The 17,464-nt window shown below is 67.2% G+C and carries 13 protein-coding genes; 11 read left to right on the top strand and 2 right to left on the bottom strand.

What is annotated here, in order from left to right; translation table 11 throughout:
* On the bottom strand, positions 1-393 hold a 393-nt coding region (locus ACYP33_RS17000; protein WP_459622930.1), incomplete at its 3' end, for an iron chelate uptake ABC transporter family permease subunit.
* 523 nt (positions 394-916) lie between these two features.
* Here ACYP33_RS17000 and ACYP33_RS16995 point away from each other — a divergent pair.
* From ACYP33_RS16995 to ACYP33_RS16950, 10 genes are all read left to right on the top strand, one after another.
* Entirely contained in the window at positions 917-1,084 is a 168-nt protein-coding gene (locus ACYP33_RS16995) for a type VI secretion system tube protein Hcp (RefSeq protein ID WP_459622929.1), read from the top strand.
* A 2-nt stretch (positions 1,085-1,086) separates the two neighbouring features.
* Positions 1,087-1,605 (top strand): DUF2778 domain-containing protein, encoded by a 519-nt coding sequence (locus ACYP33_RS16990; RefSeq protein WP_459622928.1) that lies wholly within the window; start codon positions 1,087-1,089, stop codon positions 1,603-1,605.
* On the top strand, positions 1,586-1,858 hold the full coding sequence (locus ACYP33_RS16985; RefSeq protein WP_414449317.1) for a hypothetical protein: 273 nt from the start codon (positions 1,586-1,588) through the stop codon (positions 1,856-1,858). The genes ACYP33_RS16990 and ACYP33_RS16985 overlap by 20 nt, the downstream gene beginning before the upstream one ends.
* Before the next feature lie 160 nt (positions 1,859-2,018).
* A complete protein-coding gene (locus tag ACYP33_RS16980; RefSeq protein WP_459622927.1) occupies positions 2,019-3,821 on the top strand; it encodes a DUF3300 domain-containing protein in 1,803 nt (600 codons plus the stop codon).
* A gap of 622 nt (positions 3,822-4,443) precedes the next feature.
* Positions 4,444-6,192 carry an ABC transporter permease gene (locus ACYP33_RS16975; protein ID WP_459622926.1) on the top strand — a complete coding sequence of 583 codons (1,749 nt, stop codon included), beginning with the start codon at positions 4,444-4,446 and terminating at the stop codon, positions 6,190-6,192.
* Positions 6,193-6,216: 24 nt separating this feature from the next.
* Positions 6,217-7,566, top strand: a complete 1,350-nt coding sequence (locus ACYP33_RS16970) for an ABC transporter ATP-binding protein (RefSeq protein WP_459622925.1) — start codon at positions 6,217-6,219, stop codon at positions 7,564-7,566.
* Positions 7,567-7,792: 226 nt separating this feature from the next.
* Complete coding sequence (locus ACYP33_RS16965; RefSeq protein WP_459622924.1) at positions 7,793-9,436, top strand: ABC transporter substrate-binding protein; 1,644 nt, start codon at positions 7,793-7,795, stop codon at positions 9,434-9,436.
* Between the two features lie 2 nt (positions 9,437-9,438).
* A complete protein-coding gene (locus tag ACYP33_RS16960; protein ID WP_414449322.1) occupies positions 9,439-10,368 on the top strand; it encodes an ABC transporter permease in 930 nt (309 codons plus the stop codon).
* Positions 10,365-11,258 (top strand): ABC transporter permease, encoded by an 894-nt coding sequence (locus tag ACYP33_RS16955; RefSeq protein WP_459622923.1) that lies wholly within the window; start codon positions 10,365-10,367, stop codon positions 11,256-11,258. The genes ACYP33_RS16960 and ACYP33_RS16955 overlap by 4 nt, the downstream gene beginning before the upstream one ends.
* Before the next feature lie 38 nt (positions 11,259-11,296).
* Complete coding sequence (locus tag ACYP33_RS16950; RefSeq protein WP_459622922.1) at positions 11,297-13,069, top strand: ATP-binding cassette domain-containing protein; 1,773 nt, start codon at positions 11,297-11,299, stop codon at positions 13,067-13,069.
* Between the two features lie 26 nt (positions 13,070-13,095).
* Here ACYP33_RS16950 and ACYP33_RS16945 read toward each other — a convergent pair whose 3' ends face one another.
* On the bottom strand, positions 13,096-13,560 hold the full coding sequence (locus tag ACYP33_RS16945; protein ID WP_459623178.1) for an MEKHLA domain-containing protein: 465 nt from the start codon (positions 13,558-13,560) through the stop codon (positions 13,096-13,098).
* 460 nt (positions 13,561-14,020) lie between these two features.
* Here ACYP33_RS16945 and ACYP33_RS16940 point away from each other — a divergent pair, with 460 nt between their 5' ends.
* A complete protein-coding gene (locus ACYP33_RS16940; RefSeq protein ID WP_459623176.1) occupies positions 14,021-17,323 on the top strand; it encodes an autotransporter family protein in 3,303 nt (1,100 codons plus the stop codon).
* Positions 17,324-17,464 lie beyond the last annotated feature (141 nt).

The raw sequence follows: 17,464 nt of genomic DNA, 5'->3' as shown, positions 1-17,464 counted from the left end.
GTTCGGCGCGACGCCGCTCGTGACGATGCCGAGCGCCGCGCCGAACGCAGCGCCGCTCAACACGCCGAGCCAGCCCGGCGACACCAGCGCGTTGCGAAACACGGCCTGATAGCTCGCGCCGCTGGTGGCGAGCGCCGCGCCGGCCAGCGCGGCGGCGAGCAGGCGTGGGAGCCTTTCATCGACGACGATCGCGTGCCACTGCGCGAGCGTCGCGGCGGAAATGGCCGGGTGCGCTGCAGCATGCAACGCCTGCACGACCTCCAACGGCGTCAGCGGAAAGCGGCCGGCGCAGAGCGCCAGCAGCGCGGCGGCGGCGAGGCTCGCGGCGCACAGGGCGAGCACGGCGCTTGGCTGGCCGGCACGGCGCAAGCGGGGGAGCGGCGGGGAAGACATCGACTGCATCGGGGCGCGGCGTGACGTGTTGTGGCGAATGACACGGCCGCAGCGTGGCGGAAAGCGACGTATTTTAGGGGATATAACGTTCTGGTGCAGTGCGACAAAATGTTTCGTGCACGGCCGGGATTCGTGAAATGTTCGCCAAGATGGTTTTGTTCGACTGATCGATAAGGGCATTTCGCTCGTTGTCGGAGCGTGTAAACCAACCCGTCGATCTGACGCTGCCTGCTTCGGTGACGCGGAATGCATACCGCCAGGTCAGCTAGCGTTCGGATGCAGGGCAAGTGACGGTGCGCTGCGCATGAGCGATGTAGATGTTGCGTTGCTCTTCCGAACCCGCGATAGCGGGTATGACGCATGTTGCGAAAGGTGGGTTTTATATAACGATCATCTCCTATTGTTAATCGCGGCAGCACTGTAGGTGGCGTGTTGATGAGCGTCAATTTGCTTATCCCGCATGCGCGATAAGCTCGCCGACGCTTCGCACTCATTCGACCGTCGCTGACCAAGGATCAATAAAATGCCTATTTCCGATATCAAAGGCTCCGTCACCGTTCAGGGACGTGAGGGAAGTATCGAAGTTGTCGGTTTTAGCCACGGATTGAATCTGCCTGTCGATAAGCGAATCACGTGGCATTACACGGACGGAAATATCAAGTTCACGGATGAATGGGACGAAAGGTCTTAATCATGGCATTTTGGGGGAAATTCATTGTCAATAATGCCCCTCTTGTGCCATTGACGATTTATGGCGTGGGGACGTTCATGGCTTTTTCAGGCGAGGGAATTTATCGTAACAGCGGTGGTTGCACCGGGATTGTGGGAAATGGCCCTTTACCGCACGGGCGATACTGGATCGTTGATCGCCCCAAAGGAGGAGTGCGTTCACAGTTGGGAGCCTGGAGCAAGGATTTGGGTAATTCTTTGATCGGTAAGCCTACCCATCACGCGGAATGGTTTGCTCTGTATCGCTGCGACGGCCAAATCGATGATTGGACATGGATACATGGAGTCAAGCGCGGCAATTTCAGGTTGCATCCAACCGGTGGCGCCGGTCATTCGTTCGGCTGCATCACGCTGCCAAGCCAATCTGATTTCCAGGCTATCCGTCGGGCATTTTTAAACACAAAGACCATTCCTGCTGGCAGATCGGGGTTGGACGCTTACGGCTGGATCGAGGTGGTGACCCATGGCAACACTTGCCCGTAGCGCATTCAAAGTTCTCCTCTTTGTCGGCTTGTTCGCCGTATCAATGCGGTTTGTTCACACCTACCCATTGCCAATGACGACAAGCCAGCAGCAATGCCTGCTTGAGATATCCGAGAAATTCGGCGTGAGCGACCCCGAAGGTTTTTATCTTTCCGTGGTTGCCGTCGTCAATTTGATGCTGGCAGCCATTGAATACTGGTTGATGGGAAAGCTCTGGCGCCGTTACTTGGAAAAACGGCGAAAAACGTCGTGATCCATCTGAACCGTTCACCCCGCCTGTCGACCTTGTGCGGCAGGCGTTCGCCTTCAGCTTTCAAGTACACAACGTCATACAAGTAACAGATTGTCGGTAGGCCGAACCCTGTCCTCGTCCGTTAATCTCGATGTGTGCCACCAGACAACAAGAAGGGGATATGAAAGGAACATCGAAGATTCTCGGCACCGTCGTGTCGTCGACGCTGATCGTCAGCCTGTTGGCGCTTGCCGGATGCAACAAGGGCAACTCCACCGACACCACGCAGGCCGCCTCCGATGCGTCGGCCGCCTCCGCCGCGCAACCGGCCTCGGCCGCCAGCCCATACACGCCGCCCACCGCCGCGCAGCTCGAACAGATGGTCGCGCCGATCGCGCTGTTCCCCGACAAGCTCGTGGCCCAGGTGCTTGCGGGCGCAACCTATCCCGATCAGATCACGGCGGCCAACCAATGGCTCGCGCAGAATCCGTCGTTGAAGGGCGCCGCGTTGCAGAACGCCGCGAACCAGCAGCCGTGGGATGTCAGCGTGAAGTCGCTGACTGCATTCCCGGCCGTGCTGAACCAGATGGCCGGCAATATCCAGTGGACCACCGCGCTCGGCGAGGCCTACGTCAATGACCCGACCGACGTGATGAACGCGATCCAGGTCATGCGCCAGCGCGCGCAGCAGTCGGGCAACCTGAAATCGTCGAAGCAACTGGCGGTGTCGAGCACGGCGCGCCAGGCGCCGCCGCCCGATTATCAGGACGAGGCCGGCCAGCCGCCGGTGTACGCCGGCCCGGCCGTGATTCCGCCGCCGCCGCAAACCATCGTGATCGCGCCTGCCCAGCCGGACGTGGTGTATGTGCCGACCTACGACCCGAACGTGGTGTACGGCCAGCCGGTGCCGGTCTATCCGGGCTATGCCTATCACCGCCCCGAGTATTCGACGGGCGAGGTGGTGACGGCCGGCGTGCTGACGTTCGGCGTCGGCATCCTGGTGGGCGACGCGATCAGCCATCACCACGACTGGGGCTGGCACGCCTGGGGCATGAACTGGGGCGGCGATCGCGGGCGCGACGGCGGCTACCGCAACGACGGCCCGGGTAACGGTGGTGGTGGCGGCTGGCATCGCCCGGCGGTGGTCTACAACAACAACACGTACGTGTCGCGTTCGACCACGGTCGTCAACCACATCAACAACACGACGATCAACAATCACTACGACACGAACCGCAACGTGGTGAACAACAACAACGTGGTGAACAACAACACGCGGATCGACAACCACAACGAAGGCCGCCCGAGTCCTGGCCAGGCGCCGGGCCAGTTGCAGGGGCAGGCGCCGGGACGCGAGCCGGGCAATGCGCACCGGCCGCCGGGCCTGCCGCCCGCGAACCCGGGCGCGATGACGATGCCGCATTTCACGCAGGGCGATACGCGTGAGGGCGCACGCCCCGTGCCGCAGCCGCAGGGGCAGGGTGGCAATCCGCGCGCGGAAGGGCGTCCGGGCTTCGAGGCGCAGCAGCATGGCAATGCCGAGCCAGGCCGCCAAGCGCAGCAGCCGGGGCAGCCGCACGTGCCGCAGCCGAATTTCGGCGGGCAGATGCAGAACGGCCAGCGACAGGAGCACGAGCGTCCGGCCGGCGAGCCGCCGCGCATGGATCAACAGCGCGAACAGCAGCAACAACGCGAGCAACAGCAACAGCAGCGTGAACAACAGCAGCAACGCGAGCAACAACAGCAACAGCACGAACAGCAGCAACAGCAACAACGGGAGCAGCAACAACAGCGCGAGCAGCAGCAACGTGAACAGCACGCGCAGATGCCGCATCCGGCCGAGCCGGCCCGCGAGCAGCCGCGTCCAGAGCAGCACGAGCAACCGCGCCCGCAGCCGCAGCCGCATGAACAGCCGCGTCCGCAACCGCAACAGCACGAGCAGCCGCACGGCGGTGGCGAGCAGCACGAGCCGCATTCGCACTGAGGCACCGCAGCACCCCAGCACTGCGCCCGCAACCCGCACCCACAACCCGCGCCCGAACCGGTTTCCCACCGGCCTCCGGCCGCGGGTTGTTCAGTTCACCGAGACGATTCGCGCACCGTTTTCCGTAAGCCTCGAAAGGCCCACCGTGAACCGATTCCACGGCCTGCGAGACTTTGTCGAAAATGATGTTGACTTATGTTTTGCAGGCCGCCTAGAATCCGCAGGTCTTCAAATTTGGGGCAAAAGCCTTGGACTCTTGTAGTAGTCGAACCTCGATCAGATTCGCTGCCTGAACGGCAGGACGTCCGCGCTTCCCATCCCAGCCGCCGTCCTGCCAACAGGCAGACGGTGCGCGTCGCTTTACCTCCCCGTGCATCCTGTTCCCGCGCCATGAGGCGTCGTCTCGTCATGCGTTCGCGCGTCAGCGCCGATCCGCCTGCGCGATGGCGCTCGTGCGCCCCGGTCCGACCGGTTCGCTGATCGCACGGCTGTCATTCGACGGCCGTACGATGCGCGCCGTCTCCACGCCCGTGCCTGGCACGCACGGCTGGCGAGAGCCCTGCGCTTTTGTTTCGTTTTCCTTACTTGCTGCCCATTCGCCTCCACCGCGATGAGGTTATCGATGAATCTGAAATTCGGCATCAACCTGACGGCCAACCCGTCCGTGTCCCGCGTGCTGCCCAATCGCTGGGACCTGCTGGCCTTTCCGCTCATCATCGGCATGCTGGCGATGGCCGCCATCGGCTTTCATCAGACGCTCGCGCCGATCTCGACGCTGAAAACCGAGGCCATCTCGCTCGACCCCTCGCATCTGCCCGAATACGCGATGCGCACCACGCTGCGCATGCTCGCGGCGATGTTCGCCTCGCTGGTGTTCACGCTGACCTACGGCACGCTGGCCGCGAAAAGCCGGCGCGCCGAGAAGGTGCTGGTGCCGATCCTCGACATCCTGCAATCGGTGCCCGTGCTCGGCTACATCTCGTTTACGGTCACCTTTTTCCTGGCGCTGTTTCCGGGGCGCGTGATCGGCGCGGAGCTGGCGGCGATCTTCGCGATCTTCACCAGCCAGGCCTGGAACATGACGTTCAGCTTCTATCAGTCGATGCGCTCGGTGCCGCGCGATCTGTCGGAAGTGTCGCGCAGCTTCCAGCTCACCGGCTGGCAACGCTTCTGGAAGCTCGAAGTGCCGTTCGCGGTGCCGGGCCTGATCTGGAACATGATGATGTCGATGTCGGGCGGCTGGTTCTTCGTGGTGGCCTCCGAGGCGATCACGGTGGGCGACAGCACCATCACGCTGCCGGGCATCGGCGCGTATCTCTCGCAGGCGATCGCCACCAAAAGCCTGGGCGCGGTGGGCTGGGTGATCCTGACCATGACGGTGGTGATCCTCGCCTACGACCAACTGCTGTTCCGCCCGCTGGTGGCCTGGGCCGACAAGTTCCGCATGGAGAACACCGCCTCGGCCGACGCGCCGCAATCCTGGCTGCTCGACATGGTGCGCCGCACGCGGCTGATTCACCGGATGCTCGCGCCGGCCGGCTCGATGCTCGCCGCCACCGCCCGCATGCGCCTGCGGATCCTGCCGCGCCGCCAGGCCGCCGCACCGTCCGCCGCGCGCAAGGCCACGCTGGCCGGCGACATCGTGTTCGCCACGGTGATGGGCGCGCTCGCACTGTATGCGGTGGTGCGCGTGGTGGCCTACATGCGCACCGGCGTCACGCTCGACGAGGTCGGCCACGTGTTCGGCCTGGGGCTGATCACGCTGCTGCGCGTGGTGCTGCTGATCGCGATCTCGTCGGTGATCTGGGTGCCGCTCGGCGTGCTGATCGGCCTGCGCCCGGCGCTGGCCGAGAAGATCCAGCCGCTCGCGCAGTTCCTGGCCGCGTTCCCGGCCAACCTGCTGTTCCCGATCTTCGTGATCTTCATCGTGCACTTCCACCTGAACGTCGACATCTGGCTGTCGCCGCTGATCGTGCTCGGCACGCAGTGGTACATCCTGTTCAACGTGATCGCCGGCACCACCGCCTACCCGAACGACTACAAGGAAGTGGCGAAGAACTTCCGGATTCGCGGCTGGCAATGGTGGCGCGGCGCAATGCTGCCCGGCATCTTCCCGTACTACATCACCGGTGCGATCACGGCCTCGGGCGGCGCGTGGAACGCCAGCATCGTGTCCGAATACGTGCAGTGGGGCGACACCAGGCTGGCCGCGCACGGCCTGGGCGCGTACATCGCGCAGACCACCGCGGCCGGCGATTTCCCGAAGATCATTCTCGGCATCGTCGTGATGTCGCTGTTCGTGACGCTGTTCAACCGCGTCCTCTGGCGCCCGCTGTATGCGTACGCCGAATCCAAACTCCGCCTCGATTAACCCGGTTACCAAGGAGACCTCATCATGAATACGGACATCCTGAGCGCCGACCGCACGGCAGCGGCCGCCACCACGAACGGCGCGCCGGCCCATGGCGCCGAGGTGCTGCGCATCGACAACGTGCGCCGCGGCTTCGACAAGTCGCAGGGCGAGCAGCTCGTGCTCGACGGCGTGAACCTCTCGCTGCGCGAGGGCGAGATCGTCGGCCTGCTGGGCCGTTCCGGCTCCGGCAAATCCACCTTGCTGCGCATCATCGCCGGCCTGATCGAGCCGAGCAGCGGCGACGTCAGCTACATGGGCAAGCCGCTGCGCGGCCCCGCGCAGGGCTGTGCGATGGTGTTCCAGACCTTCGCGCTGTTCCCGTGGCTGACCGTGCTGCAGAACGTGGAAGCAGGCCTCGAAGCGCTCGGCGTGGACGCGAGCGAGCGCCGCCGCCGTTCGCTCGCCGCGATCGACCTGATCGGCCTCGACGGCTTCGAGAACGCCTACCCGCGCGAGTTGTCGGGCGGCATGCGCCAGCGCGTCGGCTTCGCCCGCGCGCTGGTGGTGGACCCGACGCTGCTGCTGATGGACGAACCGTTCTCGGCGCTCGACGTGCTGACCGCCGAAACGCTGCGCACCGACCTGCTGGACCTGTGGACGCAAGGCCGCATGCCGATCAAATCGGTGCTGATCGTGACGCACAACATCGAGGAAGCGGTGTTCATGTGCGACCGCATCCTGGTGCTGTCGTCGAACCCGGGCCGCGTGGTGGCCGAGATCCAGGTGCCGTTCAAGCATCCGCGCAACCGCCTGGACCCGGTGTTCCGCAAGCTGGTGGACGAGATCTACGCGAAGATGACCACCCGCAACCTGGGCGAGGCCGCGCGCGACGAATGGCAACTGGGAAGCTGGCTGCCGCATGTGTCGACCAACCTGATGGCCGGGCTGATCGAGACGGTGGCCGCCGCGCCGTACAACGGCCGCGCCGACATGCCGGAAATCGCGCGCTCGCTGCACCTGCATATTGATGACCTGTTCCCGATCGCCGAAGTGCTCCAGCATCTGGCGTTCGCCGACGTGCGCGACGGCGACGTGCAACTGACGCCGGCCGGCCGCATCTTCGCCGACTACGGCACGCAGGAGCGCAAGACGCTGTTCGCCGATCACCTGCTGCGCCACGTGCCGCTGGCGGCGCGGATTCGCACGGTGCTCAACGAGCGCCCCGGCCATCGCGCGCCGCGCGTGCGCTTCGAGCAGGAACTGGGCGATTTCCTGCCCGACGAAACCGCCGAGGAAACGCTCGACGCGCTGATCGCCTGGGGCCGTTACGGCGAGGTGTTCTCGTACAACGACCAGACCGGCATCTTCAGCCTGGCCGACGTGGAGAGCTGATCGGCGCGTGCTGCTTCGTGCCGCCTTCGTTCCATTGCTGCGATGGTTCGAAGCGGCGCCGCCCATATCGTTAGCAGCAATGCTTCGTTGTCCCCCGCAGGCAGTCGAAATTAGGCTGTCTCGTTCTGTTCGGGGATCACGCTGCATGAATCGCTTTGCATCAACATCGACTGACCGGCCGGCGACGCACGCGTCGCGGGCCACTTTCCTTGGCGCACTCGCCGCATTGGCCGCATTCACGCTGGCCGGCTGCGAAAAATCGGAGCCGGCGGGCGGGGGCAACGCTTCCGCCGCCGCCTCTGCTTCTGCCGCGCAAGCGGCGCTGAAACCGCAAGCGGGCGGCACGCTCACCTGGGGCGTGACCACCGAGCCGGCCTGTTTCGACCCGCACCGCGCATCGCAGCAGAACGCGTTCTGGGTGATCCGCAACGTATTCGATTCGCTGATCGACAAGCGCGCCGACGGCAGCTATGCGCCGTGGCTCGCGAAATCGTGGAGCGTGTCGGACGACGGCAAGGTCTACACGTTCAACCTGCGCGACGACGTGCACTTCACCGACGGCACGCCGTTCGACGCCAGCGCCGTCAAGGCCAACTTCGACTACATCCTCGCCAACGTGGCGACCACCTCGGCCTCGTCGTCGCTGCTGGTGCATTTCGATCATGCGGAAGTGGTGTCGCCGAGCGTGGTGAAGCTGGTCATGAAGCAGCCCGATTCGACCACGCTCGAATCGCTGTCGAGCGTGAAGCTCGGCTTCATCTCGCCGAAGGCGCTCAAATCGGCCGCCGACCTGTGCGCGGGCGGGCCGCCGCTGGTGGGCACCGGCCCGTTCGTGTTCAGCGCGTATCAGCGCGGCCAGTCGGCCACGTTCACGCGCAACCCCGATTACCAGTGGGCATCGGGGCGCGCGCAGCATCAGGGGCCGGCTTATCTCGACCGCGTGGTGTACCGCTTCCTGCCCGAGGCCGCGGTGCGCACCGGCGCGCTCAGTTCGGGCCAGGTCGACATGATCGAGGGCGTGCAGCCCACCGACGCGCCGGTGTTCGAGGGCGTGGACGGCTTCGGCTATTACACGGGGCCGTCGGCCACCACCTCGTTCACGCTGAACGTCAACTACACGATCGCGCCCGCCGACGACGTGCGCGTGCGCCGCGCGCTGCGCGACGGCTTCGATCTCGACGCGATCGTGAAGAGCGTCTATCTGGACACGGTGCGACGCGCGTGGTCGAACATCGGCCCCGACAACCCCGACACCAATGCCGCGCTGAAGGGCACCTGGGGCAACGACGTGAAGGGCGCGAACGCGCTGCTCGACGCGGCGGGCTGGACCGCACGCGATGCGGAAGGCTTCCGCACCAAGGACGGCAAGCGTCTGAGCATCGAGGTCGGCTATCCGCAGCCTTACGTGCGCGACAGCCGCGACGTGCTGATCCGCGCGATCCAGTCGGCGCTGCGTCAGAACCTCGGCTTCGACCTGAAGCTGCACATCACGACCGCCGGCGATTTCGCGAACCAGAAGGCCAGCGGCGTCTGGTACATCTACCCGAACACCGACAACCCGTCGGACGTGGCGATGGAGCTGTGGGACATGCTCGGCGATCACGGCTTCCTGTACAACGCGATTCCGAAGTCGGACCCGGAGATCACCGGCGCGATCAACCGCGCGCGACAACTGCCGGTGGGCGACGAACGGCGCAAGCTGCTGGCCGACATCCAGCATCGCGCCGTGGATCAGGCGTATATCGTGCCGCTGTTCGCGCCGGCCTATCACATCGCGGCGAAATCGACGGTGCACGGCATCGGCTTCGAGCCGGAACTCGACGGGCCGAACAGCGCTTACGAGCTCTGGATCGATCGCAAGGAGCACTGATCATGTTGCGCCAGATCGCGACCCGCTTCGGCACCGGCCTGCTGGTGCTGTGGCTGGCGGCCAGCGCCGCGTTCGTGACGATCCACGCGCTGCCGGGCCGCATCGAGGACATCCTGGCCGGCGACCTGACCTATCCGGGCCTGCGCGACGCGATCGCCGCGCAGTGGGGGCTGAACCACAGCCTGCCGTATCAGTACGGGCAGTTCCTGCTGCGGCTCGCGCACGGCGACCTCGGCACCTCGTTCGTGATGCAGCAGCCGGTGGCCTCGGTGCTGGTCAGCCAGCTTTGGCCGACCGTGCAACTGGCCGGCTCGGCTGGCTTGCTGGCGCTGCTGCTCGCGCTCGGCGCGGCCACCGTCACGGCCGGCGCGCAGGACCGGCGCGGCGAATGGCTGCGCCGCTCGGCGTCGGTGGTCGAGCTGGGCTTCACGTCGATGCCGGTGTTCTGGCTCGGCATGCTGCTGCTGATCGCGTTCTCGTTCCATTTCCGCTGGTTCCCGGTGTCGGGCGGCGGCGGCTGGCGTTCGCTGGTGCTGCCGGCCGTCACGCTCGCGCTGCCGACTGCGGGCGTGCTGTCGCAGGTCATGCGCGAGGCGCTCGATTCGGCGTACGAACGGCCGTTCGTGACCACCGTGCGGGCGCGTGGCGTGTCGGCGTTCGGGCTGCGCGTGCGGCACCTGCTGCGGCACGCGCTGCTGCCGGTGGTGACGCTCGGCGGCTGGCTGATCGGCGGCCTGCTCGGCGGCGCGGTGATCACCGAGAAGATGTTCGGGCGGCCGGGCCTCGGCAGCATCACGCTCGACGCGGTGACCTCGCAGGACGTGCCGGTGGTGCTGGCCGTGGTGCTGCTGGCCGCGTTCGTTCATGTCGCGATCTCGACGCTGCTCGATGTCGCCTATCTGTTCATCGATCCGAGGCTGCGCAAGTCATGAGCGATCTGTCCGCCTTGTCCACCGCCGCGTCCGACGCGGCGCTCGCCGTTCCCGTCGCCACCGCCGCGCGCGCTGCGCGCCGGCCGTGGCGTTGGCCGCTTTCGGTGCTGCTGTCGGTGGCGTTTCTGGTGCTGCTGGCCGTGGCGCTGGCGTTTCCGCATGCGTTCACGCGCTACGACCCGCTCGTCAGCGACGTGGCGCACGCCTTGCAGCCGCCCGGCGCGGAGCACCTGTTCGGCACCGACCGGATCGGCCGCGACGTGCTCGCGCGGGTGATCTACGGCGCGCGCTATTCACTCGTGATCGGCCTGGCCAGCATGGGCGTGAGCCTGCTGATCGGGTTGGTGGTGGGCCTGACTGCCGGGCTCGGGCCGCGCGCGCTCGACGAGGGCGCGTCGCGCATCTTCGACGTGCTGTCCGCGTTTCCGCCGATTTTGCTGTCGCTGTTCGTGGTGTCGTTCGCCGGGCAGGGGATCGTCAATATCGCGGTGGCGGTCGGGATCGCCGGCATTCCCAAATTCGGCCGCGTGCTGCGTGCGCAGACGCTCGGCGTGCGCCGCGCCGACTACGTCACGCATGCGCCGGCCTACGGCTATTCGCGCACGCGGGTGTTTTTCCGGCATCTGCTGCCGAACGTGCTGGCGGCGATCCCCGTGATTGCGACCATCGATATCGGCAGCGCGATCCTGGCCGTGTCCGCACTCAGCTTCCTCGGCCTCGGGCCGCAACCGCCCACGCCCGAATGGGGCGTGATGCTGGCCGAAGGGCGCGACGTGCTGCGTGTCGCATGGTGGCCGAGCGTGTTCCCCGGCGCGGCGATCACGCTGACGGTGATGGCGTTCACGGTGATCGGCAAGGTGTTGTCGCGTCGTCATGGAGGGCGTGCCTGATGAGCGCACGATCGAAATTCGCTGGCGGCGTGCCGCCGTTGGATGGACAACCCGGCCAACCCGGGCGAACGCTGGTGGACGTGCGGGGCCTGTCGATCGGCTTCGCGCACGCGGCCGGCGCCGCGCCGCTGGTGCGCGGCGTGGACCTGACGATCCGTGCCGGCGAGTGCGTCGCGCTGGTCGGCGAATCGGGCTCGGGCAAGAGCCTGACCGCGCGCAGCCTGATCGGGCTGGCCGGCGCGGGCGCGCGGGTCAGTGCCGAGCGCTTCGAGATCGACGGGCGGCCCGCGCTCGATTGGCGCGAGAAGGATTGGCGCGCGGTGCGCGGCGCGTTCGCCGGGCTGGTGATGCAGGACGCGCTGGTGTCGCTCGATCCGTTGCGCACCATCGGCGCCGAGATCGGCGAGGCGGTGGCGCGCCACGGTGCGGCGCGTTCGCGGCGCGAGCGGATCGCGCGCGTGCACGAGACCATGGCGGCCGTCGGCATTCCCGAGCCGCAACGGCGCGCGGCGCAGTACGCGCACGAACTGTCGGGCGGGCTGCGTCAGCGCGCGTTGATCGCCTCGGCGATCGCCGCCGCGCCGCCGCTGGTGATCGCCGACGAGCCCACCACCGCGCTCGACGTGACGGTGCAGGCGCAGGTGCTGGCCGTGCTCGCCGAGCGCTTGCGCACCGGCATCGGCCTGTTGCTGATCAGCCATGACCTGGCCGTGGTGGAGGGCATTGCCGACCGCGTGCTCGTCATGCATCGTGGCGAGGTGGTGGACAGCGGGCCGACCCGCAGCGTGCTGGCGCGGCCCGCGCATCGCTATACGCGGCAGTTGCTGGCCGCGCAGCCGGATGGCCGTTCGCGCGGGCACCGGCTTGCCACCGCGCGCTTGGTCGATGATCAGGAACTCGAAGCGGAACACGAGCACGACGCGGCGCAAGCGGGCGAGGGCGCATTGCGGACCGTGCGCGAACCGCTGCCCGCGCGGCGCGCGCCCGGCGACGCCGTGGTGCTGCGCGTGGACGGCATCGGCAAGGCATACCCGCAGCGCGGCGGCGCGCCGTTCGTCGCGCTCGACGACGTGTCGTTCTCGGTGCGGCGCGGCGAGGTGCTCGGCATCGTCGGCGAATCGGGCTCGGGCAAGAGCACCACCGCGAATATCGTGCTGGGCCTGCTCGCGCCGAGCGCCGGCGAAGTCGAATTCCTCGGCCGGCGCTGGAACGGCGCGGGCGCCCGCGAGCGGGAGCGCCGCGAGACGCGGCCCCGGCTGCGCTATATCCCGCAGGACCCGCTCGGCTCGTTCGATCCGCGTCATACCGTGCGCGAGCTGCTCGACGACGGCCTGTACGCCGCGCGGCTGCCGAAGCCCGAGCACGCGGCGCGCGCGATCGCGCTGCTGGAGCGCGTGGGCCTCGATGGCAGCTATCTCGACCGGCGGCCCGCGTCGTTGTCGGGCGGGCAGCGTCAGCGCATCGCGATCGCGCGCGCGGTGGCGGCCGAGCCGGCGCTGATCGTGTGCGACGAGCCGGTGTCGGCGCTTGATGTCTACGTGCAGGCGCAGGTGCTCGATCTGCTCGGCGAATTGCAGGCGTCGCTGGGCGTGTCGCTGATTTTCATCTCGCACGATCTCGACGTGATCCGCCATGTCAGCGACCGCGTGCTCGTGATGAAGGATGGCAAGGTGGTCGAGGCCGGCGAGGCGCAGGCCGTGCTCGATGCGCCGCGCGCGGATTACACGCGGCAGTTGCTGGCCGCGTCGCCGGGGCGGCGGCGCGGGCAGGGGGCGGAGCGGGAGGTGCGGGAGGTGCGGGTTGCGGCCTGAAGCGATGGCCGTTCAGCGCGGTTGTGTCAAAGGTCGCGCGTGCGCGGGATGACGACGGCCTGGCCGTGCAGCGTGCCGTCCGCGTCGATCAGTTGCCACAGCGTGGCTTCCTCGATCATGAAGCGTTCGCCCGATTTCATGATCCGCACGCCCTGATAGCCGGCTTCATAGCCGAGCCGCTGCACACGTTCGAGGAATTGCTGCCGCTCCTCGCGGTTCGGCGCTTCGGCCGACAGCCGCGACGGCAGCCGGGTGATCTCGTCCCAGTCGTAACCGAAGCGCTGCTGCGCGGCCTTGTTGCCGTAGATGAACACCGGGTCGGCGGCGGTATTGTGCGCGAGCACCGCGAACGGCGCGTGCTCGTAGAGCCATTCGGCGGCTTCGGCGGGCGAGAGGGTGTCGCCGTGCGGCACGAGCGGTTTGCCGAGCAGGCGGGCGTGGCTGTCGGCGAGGAGGCGGTAGAAGTCGGGTTGGCTGTGGAGAGGCGGCATGGGGCTGCGTGGACGGAATCGGGTTTTGGAGCATACCCGAAGCGCCGCGGCGATGCTGGCCTTCGAGGCCGCCGAAATGCCTCCGGTTTTATCGGTCCAATCAATCGAAATGCCCGTTCGGTTGATTCGATTGGAAATCATCTGATTTAAATAAATCGCCGCTTCCTTATTGCCGAATATCAAAACCATCAGGCAAAAATTGCATGCCCCCATTGCGAATTCCCGATCAGCCTCCTCTCGGGAAACCCACGCCTCAGGCATGTTCATGCCGCATCGCACCATCGCCCCATTCAAGCATTTCGCATTGCCAATTTATTGACGAGGTTAAACAAGCGATCCTTGCGTTTATTTCGGATCGGGTGCTATAACCCGATTCACGTGCCGGTTTGCAGCAATGACGTCATCAATAAATGCGAGCGGAGCAATGAAAAAAACGTCGAGGAATCTGGGTTGGGGCAGCATGGCGATCCTGACGGGCACCTTGCCGGTGGGCGCCTACGCGGCATGCTCGGCCACTGCACCGGCCAGCGGCGCGGCGGTCACGTGCAGCGGTGCGAACGTGCCGTCGGTGGTGGCCGTGCCGGGCAGCACCGGCGTGGCGATCGGCCTCGATTCGACCTCGACCGGCAACTACGTGTTGAGCGCCACGCCCACGCCGTTTTCCGTCGATACCGCCAGCACGATCACCAACAACGGCACGCTGTCGATGTCGGGCAACGGCACGGGCGTCGCCAACCGCGGCGCGATGCTGATCGGCGTGAACAGCGGCAACACCATCACCAATGGCGCAACCGGCGCGATTTCGACGACGGGCGCCTATAACGACGGCATCGCCGCGAACGGCAACGGCAACACGCTGGTCAATCAAGGCACGATCGCCACCACCGGCAACAACGCCTACGGCATGACGGCGGCGTGGGGGCAGAGCAATGCCGGCGCGTCGGGCAACACGCTCGTCAATACCGGCACCGTCACCACCTCGGGCAACAACGCGCGCGCGGCGTCGCTGCTGGGCGGCAACGGCACGATCGACAACAGCGGCACGCTCACCACCAACGGCCGCGACGCGCCGGCCGCCTATATGCAGGGCAACAACGACACGCTGATCAACCGCGGCACGATCCAGACCACCGGCACCGCCACCAGCGGCGGCAGCGTCGACGCGGTGGTGTCGAACACGCTCGGCAGCTCGTTTACGGCGGCCATCACCAATCAGGCCGGCGGCCGGATCATCAGCAACAACGGCATCGGCGTGCGCTCGACCAACGGCAACACCACGATCACCAACGCGGGGTTGATCCAGGGCGGCGGCGGCACCGCGATTCGCGGCGGCAACGGCAATGTCACGCTGATCCTGCAGACCGGCTCGCAGATCATCGGCACGGCCGACGGTGGCGCGGGTTCGAACACGGTGACCTTGCAGGGCAGCGGTACCGCGGCGAACGCGTTCACGAATTTCCAGAGCCTGACGATGGCGGGCGACGCCTGGAACTGGGCCGGCACCGGCACGTTCTCGAGCGCGCTGGTGCAAAGCGGCACGCTGAACCTGACCGGCACGCTCGGCACCACGACCGCCACGGTGGCGGCCACCGTCAACGCGGGCGCGACCTTGCAGGCCAACGCGGCGAACCTGCCGCTGGCCGTCACCGACAACGGGCTGGTGCGCTTCCAGCAGGATGCGGGCGGCAGTTACACGGGCACGATCGGCGGCGCGGGCGCGGTGGAGAAGAGCGGGGCGGGCATGCTGACGCTCGCGCCGGCCGCCCTCGGCGGCAACGCCTACGCGGGCGGCACGACCCTCACGCAGGGCACGCTGGCGGTGGCGGCCGACAACGCGCTCGGCGCATCGTCGGGAAGCCTGACGTTCAACGGCGGCACGCTGCAATTCGGCAGCGCGTTCGATCTGTCGCCGGGCCGCGCGCTGTCGATCACGGCGAACAACGGCACGATCGACACACAGGGCTTCCGGTCGACGATCGCCCAGAACATCACCGGCGCGGGCAGCCTGACCAAGCTCGGCAGCGGCACGCTGGCGCTGAACGGCGCCAGCAGCTACGCGGGCGGCACGAACGTGAATGCGGGGGCGCTGCTGGTCGGCGATGCGGCCCACTCGGGCGCGGCGCTGTCCGGCAACGGGCTGGTGACGGTGGCGCCGGGCGCGACGCTCGGCGGCTACGGCAGCGTGACGGGCAACGTGACCAACACCGGCACGATCGCGGTGGCCAATGCGTTCGCGGGCCTCGCGAGCGGGGCCACCGGCAACCTGCAGATCATCGGACACCTGACCAATGCCGGCCTGATCCAGCTTGGTGGCCCCGGCGTGGGCAACACGCTGACGGTGGCGGGCGACTATATCGGGCAGAACGCCGCCATCGCGATGAATACGTACCTGGGCGGCGACGGCGCGGCATCCGACAAGTTGATCGTCGCCGGGGTGGAGGCGACCGGCACCACCACGCTGAAGGTGACCAACGTGGGCGGCCCCGGCGCGCAGACGCTCGGCGACGGCATCCAGGTGGTGCAGGCCAACAACGCCGCCGCGACGGCGGACGGCGCGTTCACGCTGGCGGGCGGCACGGTCAGCGCGGGCGCCTACGCGTACTTTCTCGCCAAGGGCGGGCCTGCCAGCGGCGCCAGCCAGAGTTGGTATCTGCGCAATTCGGTTCCGCCCCAGCCGCAGCCGGCCGTCGTCACGCCGGGGCAACCCGCGCCGCCGCCCGCCACGCAGGCCGTCACACCGGCGCCCGGCACGCCCGATGCGATCGTCGCGGCCGTCGCCGACGCCGCGCCGGGCAGCGCCCCCGAGCCGATCTACCGGATGGCGGTGCCGCTGTATTCGGAAGCGCCGGCCGTTGCGCGGCAACTGGGCCAGCAACAGATCGACACCTTCCACGATCGCCTGGGCGGGCAGGACCTGCTGTCGGAGCACGGCCCGGTGCCGGCCGCCTGGGCGCGTGTGTGGGGCGGCTACAGCAACATGCGGCAGCAGGGCGATGCGAGCCCGTCGTTCGACGGCACCGTCTGGGGCATGCAGGTCGGGCAGGAACTGTATGCGGACCAAAGCCCGAGCGGGCATCGCAACCATTACGGCTTCTTCCTCGGCTTCTCGCGCGCGGTGGGCGATGTTGACGGCTTCGCGCTCGCGCAGCGCGATCTGGGCGTGGGCACGTTGCAGGTGAACGCCTACGATCTCGGCGGCTACTGGACCCACATCGGCCCGGGCGGCTGGTACACCGACGCCGTGCTGATGGGCAGCGCGCTGACCGTGCGCACCCACGCGAACGACAACCTGAACGGCTCGACCAACGGCAACGCGTTCACCGGCTCGCTGGAGGCCGGGTTGCCGATCGCGCTCGGCTACGGGCTGACGCTCGAACCGCAGGCGCAACTGGTCTGGCAATGGCTGTCGCTCGATCGCTTCGACGACGGCGTGTCGAGCGTGAACTGGAACAACGGCAACACCTTCCTCGGCCGGATCGGCGCGCGCCTGCAATGGGCGTTCGACGCGCACGGCGTGAGCTGGAAGCCCTACGTGCGCGTGAGCCTGCTGCGTTCGTTCGGCGCCGACGACCAGACCACCTTCGGCGGCGCGACCACGCTCGGCACGCAGGTCGGCCAGACCGCCGGGCAGATCGGCGCCGGATTGATCGCACAACTGAGCAAGCGCGGCAGCGTGTACGCCACGCTCGCTTATCTGACGAACCTCGGCGGCGAACACCAGCGCACCATCACGGGCAATGCCGGGGTGCGCTGGGCGTGGTGAACGGCGGCCAGCGGCTACCCGAACCGGTGATACCGATTCATCAACGGCGTGGCCGACACGCCATGCACGATCACCGACAGCGCGATCACGCCCAGCACGACAGGCGCCAGCGGCCGGGCCACGGCCGGCGCGTGTTCGATC

The organism is Burkholderia sp. 3C (assembly GCF_054589155.1).
Note: the sequence above shows the minus strand (reverse complement) of the source record. Positions and strands in the feature narration are given on the sequence as shown.